Origin of the sequence: Acidovorax sp. M14 (genome assembly GCF_049331375.1) — a bacterium.
GTDB lineage: Bacteria > Pseudomonadota > Gammaproteobacteria > Burkholderiales > Burkholderiaceae_C > Acidovorax.
On record NZ_CP186263.1, the window covers coordinates 1,061,302 to 1,075,538 of the forward strand.

Here is a 14,237-nt window from a genome sequence, read left to right on the forward strand (position 1 = left end):
CACCCTGCGGGGTGCCATTGGATTTATTGCAGAGTGGGCGCTTTTGGCGTCCCACTCTTTTGATTTTTAGGAGCCTCCCACCATGATGGTGCTTTATTCGGGTACGACCTGTCCCTTCTCCCACCGCTGCCGTTTTGTCCTGTTTGAAAAGGGCATGGACTTTGAAATCCGCGATGTGGACCTGTACAACAAGCCCGAAGACATCAGCGTGATGAACCCGTACGGCCAGGTGCCCATCCTGGTCGAGCGCGACCTGATCCTGTACGAGTCGAACATCATCAATGAGTACATCGATGAGCGTTTTCCTCACCCCCAACTGATGCCTGGTGACCCGGTGGATCGCGCCCGCGTGCGCCTGTTCCTGCTCAACTTCGAGAAGGAACTGTTCGTGCATGTGAACACGCTCGAGTCGCGCGCCACCAAGGGCAATGAAAAGGCGCTGGAAAAGGCCCGCGCGCACATTCGCGACCGCCTGACGCAGCTGGCCCCCGTGTTCCTCAAGAACAAGTACATGCTGGGCGACAACTTCTCGATGCTGGACGTGGCCATTGCCCCACTGCTGTGGCGCCTCGACTACTACGGCATTGACCTGTCCAAGAATGCGGCTCCGCTGCTCAAGTACGCAGAGCGCATCTTCTCGCGCCCGGCCTACATCGAAGCGCTGACGCCGTCCGAAAAGGTCATGCGCAAGTAAGCAGCGGCCTGCAGACTTCACTTCTTCCATCGCAGCCGTAACAACGCCATCCATGATCGCACAGGAATCGACCTCCACGCGCCCCTATCTCATTCGTGCACTCTACGAATGGTGCACCGACAACGGGCTGACGCCTTATGTGGCGGTGCGTGTGGACGATTCCGTGCAGGTTCCGCGCGAGTACGTGAAGGACGGTGAAATCGTTCTGAACATCAGCTTTGATGCCACCAGCGCGTTGCAGCTGGGCAATGAATTCATCGAATTCAAAGCCCGATTTGGCGGCAAGCCCCGCGAAATCCTGGTGCCCGTGGGCCGTGTGATTGCCATCTATGCCCGCGAGAACGGTCAAGGCATGGCGTTTCCGCCCCCGGTGGATCTGCTGCCCTCTGCCGAAGGGGCCCCGGCAGCACTGTCTGCGGCGGGCGCTCCTGCTGCCATGCCGGCGGAGGAGGCGCCTGCCGGTGCCGCTGAAGATCGCGTTGTGCAACTGGTGGGTGTGGAAGACGGCCACAAGGACGATGGGGGCGATGCGCCCCGGCCTCCGCCTTCTCAGGGTGGCGCGCGTCCCTCGCTGAAGCGCATCAAATAACGCGTTTTCAAATTTTGGGCGGTTTTTACAGGATAAAATACTGCCTTCGCCGGTTTAGCTCAGTTGGTAGAGCACCCGCCTTGTAAGCGGTAGGTCGTCAGTTCGATTCCGACAACCGGCACCATCTCTCTTTTTTTCGCATTCCCTGGCCCCGACGCTTGCCGTCAGGTTTGAACTTTCAGGCGAATCGCGTTAACCTCCCACCCCCGACTGCGCAGATGCGCCTGCAAAGCAGGCAGCAGCTGGCGTATTTTTGCCGCCGCAGCGTTGCTCTTCACCAGCAGGCACCAGCTGTCCCCGTCGATGGGACCCGCCTGAACTGCGGGGCGCAGCGCGGCGGGGATCAGCAATTCAATGGCCTTGAGCCGATCACTGGAGTCGCGTGTCAGCGCTGTGAGCCTGGCCAGCGTGGGGGATTCCTCGCTGGCCTGCTGCAGGGTGACGGCGTAGTGGCGGCGATTCATGGCGTAGCGTCTTCGGGCGTGGAGTATGGACAGTGCATTTGATTATCACGGACGCCAGGCTGGCGCGCAGCCGGGCCATTCATTTGTCTGGCACACGCCTGGTGCTGGTCGGGCTTGCGGTATCGCTGTGCTTGATGGTGGTAGCGGCAGGGCTATACCACTGGGTGTTTCTGAAGGGCGCGCGTGAGGGCTGGCCCATTGTGGGCTCGCTGGTGCGTTTGGTGGTGAAGGACGAGTTCGCGGAGCGTGACCGTTTCATGCGCGCCAACCTGGACGCCATGGCCCGGCGTGTGGGTGAAATGCAGGCGCGCATGGTGCAGCTGGAGTCCCTGGGGGATCGTGTGCTGGGCTTGGCAGGCATGGCGCCTGCGGACCTCCCGAAACAGGATGCGCGCGGCGGTGCCTTGGTGAGCGCTCGCAACCTCTCGATGGAAGAGCTGCAGGCCACGCTGGATGATCTGGAGCGCCTGACGAATCAGCGTGTGGATCTGATGACGGTGCTGGAGTCCCGCCTGTTTGACCAGCACATTCGCAAGAAGATGATCCCGACCCATGCGCCCGTCACGGGGCGCGTGGCAGGTTCGGGATTTGGCTGGCGCGTCGACCCCATTACGGGGCAGTCGGCCTTGCACACGGGGCTGGATTTCCAGGCGGATACCGGCACGCCCATCTTGGCGGCCGCCGGGGGCGTGGTCGTGACCCAGGAATACCACCCCGCCTACGGCAACATGGTCGAGGTGGACCATGGCAACCAGCTGGTGACACGCTATGCCCATGCCTCGCGCGTCCTGGTCAAACAAGGCGATATCGTGCGTCGCGGGCAAAAGATTGCAGAGATTGGCACCACCGGTCGCTCCACGGGCCCCCATCTGCATTTTGAGGTGCTGGTGCAGGGGGTTTTCCAGGACCCACAGAAGTTTCTGAACGCAGGGGGTACGGCCACCGGGGCGCAGGTCGCCGCCGTTCAGCCCTCACCGCTGGCGGGACAGTCGGCTGCCCCGGCAACGGGCAGGTAAAATCGCGGGTCCGGCGTTCTCTGCCCGCCGTTGCAATGCTTGCAATACCGGTCGCAGGACCCATCTGAACTCAATTCATCTTAGGGATTTCGGTCGCCTGGCGCGCTGATGGCAGCGGGACAGGCGGTCCTGTTCGCATGGCCACCAACTTCCTCACCAAAATATTCGGCAGCCGCAATGACCGGCTTCTCAAGCAGTACCGCAAGACGGTGAACCGCATCAATGCGATGGAGCCCGAGTACGAGAAGCTGTCGGACGAGCAGCTCCGGGCCAAGACGCAGGAGTTCAAGGACCGCGTGGCCAAAGGCGAGTCTCTGGACAGCATCCTTCCCGAAGCGTTTGCCGTGGTGCGCGAGGGCTCCAAGCGCATCATGAAGATGCGGCACTTTGATGTGCAGTTGCTGGGCGGCATGGCGCTGCACTTCGGCAAGATCGCCGAAATGCGCACCGGCGAAGGCAAGACCCTGACGGCCACGCTGCCGGTGTATCTGAATGCCCTCTCGGGCAAGGGCGTGCACGTGGTGACGGTGAATGACTATCTCGCCAACCGCGACGCGCAGTGGATGGGGCGCCTGTACAACTTCCTGGGCCTCACGGTGGGCATCAACCTGCCCAACATGCCCCGTGAAGAAAAGCAGGCGGCGTACCGGGCCGACATCACCTACGGCACCAACAACGAATACGGCTTTGACTACCTGCGTGACAACATGGTCTACGAGGCGCAGGACCGCGTGCAGCAGGGCCTGAACTTCGCCATCGTGGACGAGGTGGACTCCATCCTGATCGATGAGGCCCGCACGCCGCTCATCATCAGCGGCCAGGCGGAAGACCACACGGCGATGTACATCGCCATGAACAAGGTGGTGCCCCTGTTGGTGCGCCAAGAGGGCGAAGCCGACCCCCGCACGGGTGAAGGCGTGACCAAGCCCGGCGATTTCACGCTGGACGAAAAAACCCACCAGGTGTTCCTGACCGAGCAAGGCCACGAGACGGCCGAACGCATTCTGGCCTCGCATGGCCTGATCGCCGAAGGCGCATCGGTGTATGACCCGGCCAACATCACGCTGATGCACCACCTGTATGCGGCGCTGCGGGCCAACCACCTGTACCACCGCGATCAGCACTATGTGGTGCAAAACGGCGAGATCGTGATCGTGGACGAGTTCACCGGCCGCCTCATGTCGGGCCGCCGCTGGAGTGAAGGTCTGCACCAGGCTGTGGAAGCCAAGGAAGGCGTGAACATCCAGGCCGAGAACCAGACGCTGGCCTCCATCACCTTCCAGAACTATTTCCGCCTGTACAACAAGCTTGCCGGTATGACGGGCACGGCCGATACCGAGGCCTATGAGTTCCAGGAAATCTATGGCCTGGAAACCATGGTCATCCCGCCCAACCGCCCCAGCAAGCGCGACGACCAGCTAGACCGCGTGTACAAGACCACGCGTGAGAAGTATGAAGCCGCGATCAAGGACATTCGCGAATGCCACGAGCGCGGCCAGCCCGTGCTGGTGGGCACCACGTCGATCGAGAACTCCGAAATCATCGACCAGCTGCTGAACAAGGAAGGTCTGCCCCACCAGGTGCTCAACGCCAAGCAGCACGCCCGTGAGGCCGATATCGTGGCCCAGGCGGGGCGCGAGGGCATGATCACCATCGCCACCAACATGGCTGGTCGTGGTACCGACATCGTGCTGGGCGGCAACATCGAGAAGGATGTGGCGGCCATCGAGGCCGATGAATCCCTGTCCGAGTCCGAGCGCGCCGCCAAGGTGGCCGCGCTGCGCGAGCAGTGGAAGGTGGACCACGAGAAGGTCAAGGCCTTGGGTGGCCTGCGCATCATCGCCACCGAGCGCCATGAGTCTCGCCGCATCGACAACCAGCTGCGTGGCCGTTCGGGCCGCCAGGGCGACCCTGGTTCCTCGCGTTTCTACCTGAGCCTGGACGACTCGCTGATGCGCATCTTCGCGGGCGACCGCGTGAAAGCGATCATGGACCGCCTGAAGATGCCCGATGGCGAAGCCATTGAAGCGGGCATCGTGACCCGCAGCATCGAGTCGGCCCAGCGCAAGGTGGAGGCCCGCAACTTCGACATCCGCAAGCAATTGCTGGAATACGACGATGTGGCCAACGACCAGCGCAAGGTGATCTACCAGCAGCGCAACGACATCCTGGACGCGACGGACCTTTCGGACGTGATCGCTGCCATGCGCGAAGACTGCATGACCGATCTGGTGCGCCAGTATGTGCCTGCCGAATCGGTAGAGGAGCAGTGGGATCTGGCCGCGCTGGAGAAGGCGCTTGCAGAAGAATGGCAGGTATCGATTGCGCTGCAGCAGGAAGTGCAGGGCGCCAATGCGATCACCGACGATGAAATCCTGGACAAGGTCTTGCAGGCAGCACATGCGGCCTTCAATGCCAAGGTCGAGCAGGTCGGCCGCGAGAACTTCACGCAGTTTGAGCGTGTGGTGCTCCTGCAGAACTTTGACTCCAACTGGCGTGATCACCTGAGCGCACTCGACTATCTGCGCCAGGGCATCCACCTGCGCGGCTACGCGCAAAAGCAGCCCAAACAGGAGTACAAGCGCGAGGCCTTCGAGCTGTTCCGCCAGCTGATCGACCAGGTCAAGAACGAGGTCACCAAGATCCTTATGACCGTGCAGGTGCAGTCGCAGGCGCAACTCGACCAGGCTGCGCAGGACATGGAGCAGCGCGCCGAAAGCATTGCCAACGTGACCTACACCGCACCCACCGAAACCGGCGAGGTGGAAACTACGGTGGATGCACAGACCGTGGCCCAGCAAGCGGTGCCTGAAGGCATGCGCGTGGGCCGCAACGACCCCTGCCCTTGTGGAAGTGGCAAGAAGTACAAGCAGTGCCACGGCAAACTGGCTTGATTTCCTGATCCAGACAACACGGGCTTCGGCCCGTGTTTTCATTGGCGCGCCACGGTTTTCCGGATAATCGGCCGCAGTTTTTTGAGAAAGACCCCCATGCCCGTCAATCTAGTCGCCCCCGTTGCTGCCGATCTGCACCCCATCGCGGGTCTGCGCATCGGTGTTGCCGAAGCCGGTGTCCGCAAGGCCCACCGCAAGGACCTCACCGTGTTCCTGCTGGACGAGGGCGCCAGCGTGGCCGGCGTGTTCACGCAGAACCGCTTTTGCGCAGCGCCGGTGCAGATCAGCCGCGAGCATCTGGCCAGCGGCCAGCCCATCCGCGCCATGGTCATCAACACCGGTAATGCCAATGCGGGCACGGGGGCAGACGGCCTGGCGCGTGCGCGCTCCACCTGCATTGCGCTCGCCCGCCAGCTGAGCGTGGCGCCCGAGCAGATCCTGCCGTTCTCGACCGGCGTGATCATGGAGCCGCTGCCCAACGACCGCATCGAAGCGGGACTGCCCGCCGCCATCGCCGACGCGCAGCCCGGCCACTGGGCGCGTGCCGCCGAGGGCATCATGACCACCGACACACTGCCCAAGGCATTCTCTGCGCAGGTGCAGATCGGTGGCGCCACGGTGTCCATCACGGGTATCAGCAAGGGCGCGGGCATGATCCGCCCCAACATGGCCACCATGCTGGGCTTCCTGGCCACGGACGCCTGTGTGGTCCCAGCCGTCATGCAGCAACTGGCGCGTGAACTGGCTGACGGCTCCTTCAACCGCGTCACCATCGACGGCGACACATCGACGAATGACTCCTTTGTGGTTGTTGCCACCAACAAGGCAGCGCATGCGCCCGTGACCTCGCTGGACAGTGCGGACGGCCAAGCCCTCAAGGCGGCAATGCTCTCGGTGTCGCAAAAGCTGGCGCAGGCCATCGTGCGCGACGGCGAGGGGGCGACCAAGTTCATCACGGTGCGGGTTGAGGGCGGCAAGACCGGTGAGGAATGCCGCAAGGTGGCCTACGCCATTGCCCATTCGCCGTTGGTCAAGACGGCCTTTTTTGCCAGCGACCCCAACCTGGGCCGCATCCTGGCCGCCGTCGGCTACGCTGGTATTGATGACCTGGACCAGACCGGCATAGACCTGTACCTGGACGATGTGCATGTGGCGCTGCAAGGAGGGCGCAACCCCGCCTATCGCGAAGAAGACGGCCAGCGCGTGATGAAGCAGAGCGAGATCACCGTGAGGGTGCTGCTGGGGCGGGGAACCGCCGCAGACACGGTGTGGACCTGCGACTTCAGCCACGAGTACGTGACCATCAACGCAGACTACCGCTCGTGAGCTGGGTTTGCTATCTTTGTGATAGCTGCTAAGGCACATTCCACTAGCGCATTTCGCCACAATGAACGAAAAATTTGAACGCTTGGTCGAGCGTGCCGAGCAGCTCATCGCCCGCATCGAGTCGGTACTGCCCCAGCCGCTGGGGGCTCCCGACTGGTCCACATCTATTGCCTGGCGCTACCGCAAGCGCAGCAGTGGGCATGGCACGCTGGAACCCGTGCGCCACGTGGGCGCGATGCGGCTGGCGGACCTCAAGGAAATCGATCCGCAAAAGGAAAAGATTGAGCGCAACACCCAGCAGTTTGTGCAGGGTAAGCCCGCCAACAACGTGCTGCTGACTGGCGCGCGTGGCACCGGCAAGTCGTCGCTCATCAAGGCCTGCCTGAACGCCTATGCGGCCGAAGGCCTGCGCCTGATCGAGGTGGACAAGGCCGACCTGACCGACCTGCCGGACATCGTGGATGTAGTGTCTGACCGGCCCGAGAAATTCATCGTCTTCTGCGACGACCTGAGCTTTGAGGACGGCGAGCCAGGCTACAAGGCGCTCAAGTCGATCTTGGACGGCTCGGTGGCGGCGGCCACTCCCAACGTGCTGATCTACGCCACAAGCAACCGGCGCCACCTGCTGCCGGAGTACATGGCCGATAACCTCACCTACACCCACACCGAAGACGGTGAGGTGCACCCGGGCGAGGTGGTGGAAGAGAAGATTTCGCTGTCTGAGCGTTTCGGCCTGTGGGTCAGCTTCTACCCGTTCAGCCAACAAGAGTACCTGACCATCGTGGGGCAGTGGCTGTCGTCGTTCGGTGTGCCCGCGCAGGCCATTGAGGAGGCGCGGCCTGAGGCGTTGGTCTGGGCGCTGGAGCGGGGCTCGCGCAGCGGCCGCGTGGCGTACCAGTTTGCGCGCGACTATGCGGGGCGTCATGGTGGCTGAAAATATCGCCCCCAATGGCACGCCAGCCGTTACCGAACGCAAACACACCGAAGTGGCTGTGGGCATCCTGCTGCGCGCTGATGGCGCGATGCTGTTGTCCACCCGCCCGCCGGGCAAGCCCTACGCAGGGTACTGGGAATTTCCGGGCGGCAAGCTCGAAGCGGGTGAGACGGTGGAGCAGGCCCTGCGACGCGAGCTGATCGAGGAGCTGGGCGTGACCATCGGCCCGGCCAGCGTCTGGAAAGTGACCGAACACGATTACCCCCACGCGCTGGTTCGCCTGCACTGGTGCAAGGTCTGGGAATGGACCGGCGAGTTCGAGATGCGCGAAGGCCAGGCCATGGCTTGGCAGCAGATGCCGATCACGGTGTCTCCCGTGCTGCCCGGTGCCTATCCGGTGCTGCACTGGCTGGCCGAGGAACGGGGTTTGCAGTCTGCGGTGGAGTGAAATCTCCGCCTGTATGGGACTGATGTGCTATTGAATTGGTAGCTGCTCAGGCATGCAGTACTAGCGCTACCGCTGGTTTTGGACGAGATGGCTCTTGAACGGAGCCTGTAATCTTGGTCAATGCTGCTGGCGCGGGTCGCCATGGGGAGCGTCGTCTGGCGGTGCTTCGGTGGGCATGCGAAAGCTTTCGCTGGCCCATGCACCAAGGTCTATCTGTTTGCAGCGCTCACTGCAGAAAGGGCGGTACACGTTCGCGGGGCTGTACACGCTATCGCCGCCGCAGCTGGGGCAGGTGACGATGCGCGCCTGCGAGGAGGGGGCTGGGGAGTGGGGCATCCTGGGGTGATCCTCTTGCTCAAATTGGCCGGCCCGATCTTCTGCGGGCCTCGGCGCTATGCAGTCTCTGGGCTTGGGGTTGCTGAGGCCTATGCGCACAGGGTCAGTTCAAACGCCGCGTCTTCGTTGCAGGCGTGCAAACGCCCATCAGCTTCCAACCGCATGAGCCGCACCGAGACAATCAAACGGTTGCCACTGATTTCCGGGATCAGGTTCAGCGCCGGGTCGATGCGAAGTCGCAGCAGCTGGAACGTGCGGCCCTGGGGCAGGTTTTGCTGAAACTGCCCACGTTCGGCAGCCACCTTTTGGGGCACGCCTGAATCGCGCAGGAGCTTGAGCAACACATAGATCGACTCGGCAAGGGGGGCCAGGGTGGAGGCCCACTCTTCCAGCGCCTGCTGGCGCACTGCGGGAGTATGGTGCTGCCACGCGTAATAGGCGGGCAGGTCAAAGCCGCAGGTCCCACCCGGAATGCCGATGCGGCTGCGAATGCTCATCAGCCAGTCGTTTTCCGTCAGCGCGTGGCCCGACTTGCCGCTTTGGGTGTTGAGCGCCACGAAGCACCGGTCCAGTTGGCTGATGACTGCGTCGAGCGCAGCTTCCGAAATGGAGGGGTTGCCCCGGTAGGCGTCGAGCTGGTGCTTGTGCTTTTCAATGTCCTTGAGCACATCCGACTTCAGATCGGCCCGGGCGGCCACGTCCATGATCTCGAAGATCGTGACCAGGGCGAAGTGGTGATCCAGCGCGTGGGGCCGGGGGATCAATTCCCCCAAGCGGCGGAACAGCTGCTCCAGCCGCAGGTAGGTTCTGAGACGCTCGTTAAAGGGGTATTCGTAAAGGATCACGCTGGCGGGTTCCTGGAGGCTCAGGCAGTATTCTGACGCCGGTGGCGCACGGCATGGGGCGAAAGCACAAACGGTTTCGTACGCATCATAGCCCGAACAGTGCGGCCACTTGCCGTACCTCGGCCTGCAACTGCTCCAGTGTGCAGTGTGCTTCGTTGGCAATCACCACATCGGCCACTGCCCTGCGCACTGAGCGCGTGGCTTGTGAGGCCATGATGCCCTGTACAGCTTCGGCGGACAGGCCGCTGCGCTGCATGACCCGCGCGATCTGGGTCTGCTCTGTGCAGTCCACCACCACCACGGCGTCAAGCTGGCGAGCCCACCGCCCGGACTCTGTGAGCAGAGGAATGTCGTGCACGATCAATCCGGCGCCAGCCTGCAAGGCCTGCTCAATCCGTTGCTCGCTGTGCAGGGCCACCAAAGGGTGCACGATGGCCTCCAGCTGGCTGCGGGCCTCCGGTTGGCTGAAGGCCAGTTGCCGCATGCGCGCGCGGTCCAACGCGCCCGATGCATCGACATACGCGTCACCAAAGGTACTTTGGATGGCTGACATGGCTGCGCCTCCGGGCCCGGTCACTTCCCGGGAAATCTGGTCGGCATCAATCAGGACAGCGCCAAGGGCTGCCAGCATCTGGCCCACGGTACTCTTGCCACTGCCAATGCCGCCTGTCAGTCCCACGCGCAAGGGCTGTCGGGAGGTTGCCATGGAGGTCTGTCAGAGTCCCAAAAGCCCGAGCACCGTGCCCAGAATGGCGTTGGGCCCAAACGCCATCGCGGTGAGCCCTGCGCCGACGAGAAAGGGGCCGAATGGGATGTAGCCACCTTCACGCAAGCTACTGAAAATCTTCATGGCGATCCCGATGATGGCGCCAATGACCGAAGACATCAGAATGATGGGCACCAGGGCCTGCCAGCCGAACCAGGCCCCCAAAGCCGCAAACAGCTTGAAGTCTCCGTAGCCCATCCCTTCCTTGCCGGTGGCTAGCTTGAATCCCCAATACACCAGCCAGAGCGATAGGTATCCTGCTGCTGCACCCATGACCGAGGCAAACAACGGCACATTCGTCCATTGCAGGGCCGACGCCAGCAGTCCCGCCCAGAGCAAGGGCAAGGTAATGTCATCTGGCAAGAGTGTGGTGTCCCAGTCAATGAACGCCAAAGCCACCAGGGCGGCCGAAAAGCCGCACCATGCCAACCCTGTGGGTGTCGCACCCCAGCGGTGCATACAGAAAAAGAACAGCGCCCCCGTCGCCAGCTCGACAAGCGGGTAGCGGGGGCTGATGCGTGTCTTGCAGGACGAGCAGCGCCCACGCAAGAACAGGTAACTCACAACCGGAATGTTTTCATGCCACCGAACCACATGCCCGCAAGCCGGACAGCGGGACCGTGGCGTCATGAGATTGAAGGTGGGCTCTGTGTCCTCTGGCGGCTCTTTGCCCTGGTTGGATGCCTCGACCTGCGCCAGCTCTGCCGCCCATTGCCTTTCCATCATTTTGGGAAGGCGGTAGATGACTACATTGAGAAAACTGCCGAAAAGCAAACCAATCACACCGCCGATAGCGGCATCCAACCATGCTTCCAGCACCATTACACAACCTGACCGAGCTTGAAGATGGGGAGGTACATCGACACCACGATACCGCCGATGAGTGTGCCCAGAAACACGATGATGATGGGTTCCATCAGGCTGGAGAGGCCTGCGACCATGTCGTCCACTTCGGCTTCGTAGAAGTCTGCGGCCTTGCCGAGCATGTGGTCGATGGAGCCGGATTCCTCACCGATAGCGCACATCTGTAGCACCATGGACGGGAAAATATTTGCATTTCCCATGGCTGCGGTGAGGCTAGTGCCTGTGGAGACTTCTTGTTGAATTTTGTCCGTGGCCATGGAGTAGACCGAATTGCCAGCAGCTCCCCCCACCGAATCGAGGGCCTCTACGAGTGGTACACCAGCGGCAAACATGGTGGACAAAGTCCGAGTCCAGCGCGCGACGCATGATTTGTCAATCAAGGCACCAAACACGGGGAGGCGTAGCAAAAGTCGGTCCATGAACATCTGCATTTTCTCATTGCGACGCCATGCCTGCATAAAAAAGAAAAGGCCACCACCGATAACACCAAAAATGAGCCACCACCATTTGACAAATATTTCACTTATAGCCATAACGAACAAAGTGGGCGCAGGAAGATCGGCGCCAAAAGAGGTAAAAACCTCCTTGAATGCAGGAATCACGAAAATCATGATAACTGTTACCACCACGAAGGCAACGATGACCACAGAAATAGGATACATAAGAGCCGATTTGATCTTCGATTTGATCGCTTCAGTCTTTTCCATGTAAGTGGCAAGTCGGTCTAGGAGGGCTTCCAAAATACCCGCAGCTTCGCCGGCCTCTACCAGATTGCAATAGAGGCTGTCAAAGTACATTGGGTACTTTCTGAAAGCCCCGTTGAGCGATGTCCCTGTCTCAATATCGGAGCGAATGTCGTTCAATAGCTTGGTGACGCTGGCATTGGTATTGCCACGACCTACAATATCGAAAGCCTGCAAAAGTGGCACACCGGCCTTCATCATGGTCGCTAACTGACGCGTAAAAAGTGCAATATCTTTGGGCTTGATTTTTTTGCCCGAGCGCATGCGTCGTTTTTTAATTTTAGTGGGGAAAACCCCTTGCCGACGTAAGGTCGCTTGTACTTGGTTTTCTCCGAGTGCGCGGATTTCTCCTCGCACTATCTTTCCGTTGCGATCCTTGCCCTCCCACTCGAAGACAAAATCTTTAATATCTTTAGCTGATGCTGCGGTAGCCATAGTGCCATCGTCCTCGAATATTATTCGTTGGTCACAGCCAGCACTTCTTCCAGCGAAGTGAGGCCTAATTTGGCCTTGTAGAGCCCCGATTCGCGCAGAGACCGAACACCCTCGGCGCGAGCCTGCTCCGCGATCTCCAATGCACTCCCATCACGAAGGATGATGCGTTGAATCTCTTCGGAAACTGGCATTACCTGATAGATACCGAGTCGCCCTTTGTAGCCGTTATTACAGGCCGAACAACCGACGGGACGGTAGGTAACCCATGAACCATCAATCTCATGCTCTTGGTACCCCGCGTCCACTAAAGCTTCGTGCGGGATGTCGGCAGGAACCTTGCACACCGGACACAACCGACGGGCCAGTCGCTGCGCGGTAATGAGGATCACGCTGGATGCGATATTGAATGGCGCTATCCCCATGTTGCGCATGCGCGTGAGCGTGGTAGGGGCGTCATTGGTATGCAGAGTAGAAAGCACCAAGTGGCCGGTCTGCGCTGCTTTGATGGAAATGTCTGCAGTCTCCAGATCTCGAATTTCACCCACCATGATGATGTCGGGGTCTTGGCGCAGAAATGATTTCAATGCTACGGCAAAAGTCAATCCGGCCTTCTCATTTACATTGACCTGGTTAACACCAGGCAAGTTGATTTCGGAAGGATCTTCGGCTGTTGCGATATTGACGCCAGGCTTGTTCAACAAATTCAAGCAAGTGTAGAGAGACACTGTTTTACCTGAACCAGTAGGGCCCGTGACCAAAATCATCCCATAAGGGCGGCCGATGGCTTGGAGTAGTCGCTCTTTTTCTACGGGCTCGTAGCCCAGGGCATCGATACCAAGTTTGGCACTACTAGGATCCAAAATACGGATAACGATTTTTTCGCCAAACAAGGTTGGTAAAGTACTCACCCGAAAGTCGATCACTCGATCCGGCCCAACCTTGAGCTTCATGCGGCCATCTTGAGGCACGCGCTTCTCAGAAATATCCAGTCGCGAAATCACTTTGATACGCGACGCCAGCTTATCCTTGATGGCAATCGGAGGGGAGGCTATTTCGCGAAGTTCTCCATCAATGCGAAATCGAACGCGGTATTGGTGTTCGTAAGGTTCGAAATGCAAATCTGATGCGCGCATATTAAACGCATCAAGCAGCATTTTGTGCAGAAACTTGACAATCGGTGCATCTTCTACTTCCGTTGTCCCCGTGTCAGCTTCCTCGGGAGCGTCTTCGATGGTAACGTCATCAAAAGCGAAATCGCCTCCTCCACTAATTAGCGTGTCCATAGACTCGCTCGTGGATTTAGTGGTCGCTTCTACTAGTCGGCTGAGCTTGTCATACTCCGCAATAATCCAGTCCACCCCCATTTGAGTGGTGAACTTGATTTTTTCTGCGGCTTCTTGGTCCGTCGGGTCGGCCGTTGCAACGATTAGTCGGTTATTTCGTTTGCTCAGAACCACCACGCGATATGCCTGGCATATCTTGTTATCCAGCAGTTCCTTTGGCAAGCGCAACGGATCAATGGCGTCCAGATCGAGCAAAGGTGCGCCAAAGACTGCCGACACCGTATGCGCGAGATCCGCTGCAGAAACAGCGCCCGAACCCGTCAGTTCAGCAATGAAACTGGTCCGGCTGATTTGTGATTTTTTGTAAATGTCTTCCGCTGACTTCTGGGTCAGTTTGCCAGCAGACATCAGGGCACGGCCAAGCCCAGGCAGAGCGACTGCGGAAGCTTCTTTGAGGGCAGTATCAACAGCGGCCATGTAACCGGAAATGAGTTAGGTGTGGAAAAGAAACCATCCTATCATCACCGATCAACCACAGGCTGTACAGCGGCGCATATTGGCAACGGCGCCACAAACCAAGGCTTGGGCTCGTGAACGCGC

14 protein-coding genes and 1 tRNA gene are annotated in these 14,237 nt (G+C 60.1%); 8 read left to right on the forward strand and 7 right to left on the reverse strand.

What is annotated here, in order from left to right:
* Window positions 1-82: 82 nt before the first annotated feature.
* The 3 genes from ACOYR4_RS04945 (at window position 83) to ACOYR4_RS04955 (ending at window position 1,407) form a co-directional block, all read left to right on the forward strand.
* Window positions 83-694 carry a glutathione S-transferase N-terminal domain-containing protein gene (locus ACOYR4_RS04945; protein ID WP_005794209.1) on the forward strand — a complete coding sequence of 204 codons (612 nt, stop codon included), beginning with the start codon at window positions 83-85 and terminating at the stop codon, window positions 692-694.
* A gap of 52 nt (window positions 695-746) precedes the next feature.
* Window positions 747-1,283, forward strand: coding sequence for a ClpXP protease specificity-enhancing factor (locus ACOYR4_RS04950; protein WP_422848827.1), 537 nt, complete (start codon window positions 747-749; stop codon window positions 1,281-1,283).
* A 48-nt stretch (window positions 1,284-1,331) separates the two neighbouring features.
* A tRNA-Thr gene (locus ACOYR4_RS04955) sits at window positions 1,332-1,407 on the forward strand.
* Window positions 1,408-1,447: 40 nt separating this feature from the next.
* Here ACOYR4_RS04955 and ACOYR4_RS04960 read toward each other — a convergent pair.
* Window positions 1,448-1,747, reverse strand: coding sequence for a hypothetical protein (locus tag ACOYR4_RS04960; protein ID WP_015012705.1), 300 nt, complete (start codon window positions 1,745-1,747; stop codon window positions 1,448-1,450).
* Between the two features lie 32 nt (window positions 1,748-1,779).
* On the opposite strand from ACOYR4_RS04960, the gene ACOYR4_RS04965 reads away from it, so the two are divergent.
* The 5 genes from ACOYR4_RS04965 to ACOYR4_RS04985 all read left to right on the forward strand — a co-directional run bounded on the left by ACOYR4_RS04965 (window position 1,780) and on the right by ACOYR4_RS04985 (window position 8,365).
* Window positions 1,780-2,763: a M23 family metallopeptidase gene (locus tag ACOYR4_RS04965; RefSeq protein WP_422848828.1), complete on the forward strand. Its 984-nt coding sequence runs from the start codon at window positions 1,780-1,782 to the stop codon at window positions 2,761-2,763.
* Between the two features lie 137 nt (window positions 2,764-2,900).
* The gene (secA, locus tag ACOYR4_RS04970; RefSeq protein WP_422848829.1) at window positions 2,901-5,657 is read left to right on the forward strand and encodes a preprotein translocase subunit SecA; all 2,757 of its coding nucleotides are present in this window, start codon (window positions 2,901-2,903) and stop codon (window positions 5,655-5,657) included.
* A gap of 96 nt (window positions 5,658-5,753) precedes the next feature.
* Window positions 5,754-6,983 carry a bifunctional glutamate N-acetyltransferase/amino-acid acetyltransferase ArgJ gene (argJ, locus tag ACOYR4_RS04975; protein WP_422848830.1) on the forward strand — a complete coding sequence of 410 codons (1,230 nt, stop codon included), beginning with the start codon at window positions 5,754-5,756 and terminating at the stop codon, window positions 6,981-6,983.
* Window positions 6,984-7,044: 61 nt separating this feature from the next.
* Window positions 7,045-7,917, forward strand: a complete 873-nt coding sequence (locus ACOYR4_RS04980) for an ATP-binding protein (RefSeq protein WP_422848831.1) — start codon at window positions 7,045-7,047, stop codon at window positions 7,915-7,917.
* On the forward strand, window positions 7,895-8,365 hold the full coding sequence (locus tag ACOYR4_RS04985; RefSeq protein ID WP_422848832.1) for an NUDIX domain-containing protein: 471 nt from the start codon (window positions 7,895-7,897) through the stop codon (window positions 8,363-8,365). Before ACOYR4_RS04980 ends, ACOYR4_RS04985 begins: the two co-directional genes overlap by 23 nt.
* A 117-nt stretch (window positions 8,366-8,482) precedes the next feature.
* Here the strand turns inward: ACOYR4_RS04985 and ACOYR4_RS04990 are convergent, their stop codons facing one another.
* From ACOYR4_RS04990 to pilB, 6 genes are all read right to left on the reverse strand, one after another.
* Window positions 8,483-8,701 (reverse strand): DNA gyrase inhibitor YacG, encoded by a 219-nt coding sequence (locus ACOYR4_RS04990; protein ID WP_291445553.1) that lies wholly within the window; start codon window positions 8,699-8,701, stop codon window positions 8,483-8,485.
* 89 nt (window positions 8,702-8,790) lie between these two features.
* On the reverse strand, window positions 8,791-9,546 hold the full coding sequence (gene zapD / locus ACOYR4_RS04995; RefSeq protein WP_060987282.1) for a cell division protein ZapD: 756 nt from the start codon (window positions 9,544-9,546) through the stop codon (window positions 8,791-8,793).
* An 85-nt stretch (window positions 9,547-9,631) separates the two neighbouring features.
* A complete protein-coding gene (gene coaE / locus ACOYR4_RS05000) occupies window positions 9,632-10,252 on the reverse strand; it encodes a dephospho-CoA kinase (protein WP_422848833.1) in 621 nt (206 codons plus the stop codon).
* A gap of 9 nt (window positions 10,253-10,261) precedes the next feature.
* Window positions 10,262-11,134, reverse strand: coding sequence for a prepilin peptidase (locus ACOYR4_RS05005; RefSeq protein ID WP_422848834.1), 873 nt, complete (start codon window positions 11,132-11,134; stop codon window positions 10,262-10,264).
* On the reverse strand, window positions 11,134-12,354 hold the full coding sequence (locus ACOYR4_RS05010; protein ID WP_422848835.1) for a type II secretion system F family protein: 1,221 nt from the start codon (window positions 12,352-12,354) through the stop codon (window positions 11,134-11,136). Before ACOYR4_RS05010 ends, ACOYR4_RS05005 begins: the two co-directional genes overlap by 1 nt.
* Window positions 12,355-12,374: 20 nt before the next feature.
* On the reverse strand, window positions 12,375-14,114 hold the full coding sequence (pilB, locus tag ACOYR4_RS05015; RefSeq protein ID WP_209817611.1) for a type IV-A pilus assembly ATPase PilB: 1,740 nt from the start codon (window positions 14,112-14,114) through the stop codon (window positions 12,375-12,377).
* Between the last annotated feature and the right edge of the window lie 123 nt (window positions 14,115-14,237).

Coding starts and splice junctions, on each gene's coding strand:
- ACOYR4_RS04945 (WP_005794209.1), top strand. CDS start 83: ATGATGGTGCTTTATTCGGGTACGACCTGTCCCTTCTCCCACCGCTGC.
- ACOYR4_RS04950 (WP_422848827.1), top strand. CDS start 747: ATGATCGCACAGGAATCGACCTCCACGCGCCCCTATCTCATTCGTGCA.
- ACOYR4_RS04960 (WP_015012705.1), bottom strand. CDS start 1,747: ATGAATCGCCGCCACTACGCCGTCACCCTGCAGCAGGCCAGCGAGGAA.
- secA (WP_422848829.1), top strand. CDS start 2,901: ATGGCCACCAACTTCCTCACCAAAATATTCGGCAGCCGCAATGACCGG.
- argJ (WP_422848830.1), top strand. CDS start 5,754: ATGCCCGTCAATCTAGTCGCCCCCGTTGCTGCCGATCTGCACCCCATC.
- ACOYR4_RS04980 (WP_422848831.1), top strand. CDS start 7,045: ATGAACGAAAAATTTGAACGCTTGGTCGAGCGTGCCGAGCAGCTCATC.
- ACOYR4_RS04985 (WP_422848832.1), top strand. CDS start 7,895: ATGCGGGGCGTCATGGTGGCTGAAAATATCGCCCCCAATGGCACGCCA.
- ACOYR4_RS04990 (WP_291445553.1), bottom strand. CDS start 8,701: ATGCCCCACTCCCCAGCCCCCTCCTCGCAGGCGCGCATCGTCACCTGC.
- coaE (WP_422848833.1), bottom strand. CDS start 10,252: ATGGCAACCTCCCGACAGCCCTTGCGCGTGGGACTGACAGGCGGCATT.
- ACOYR4_RS05005 (WP_422848834.1), bottom strand. CDS start 11,134: ATGGTGCTGGAAGCATGGTTGGATGCCGCTATCGGCGGTGTGATTGGT.
- ACOYR4_RS05010 (WP_422848835.1), bottom strand. CDS start 12,354: ATGGCTACCGCAGCATCAGCTAAAGATATTAAAGATTTTGTCTTCGAG.
- pilB (WP_209817611.1), bottom strand. CDS start 14,114: ATGGCCGCTGTTGATACTGCCCTCAAAGAAGCTTCCGCAGTCGCTCTG.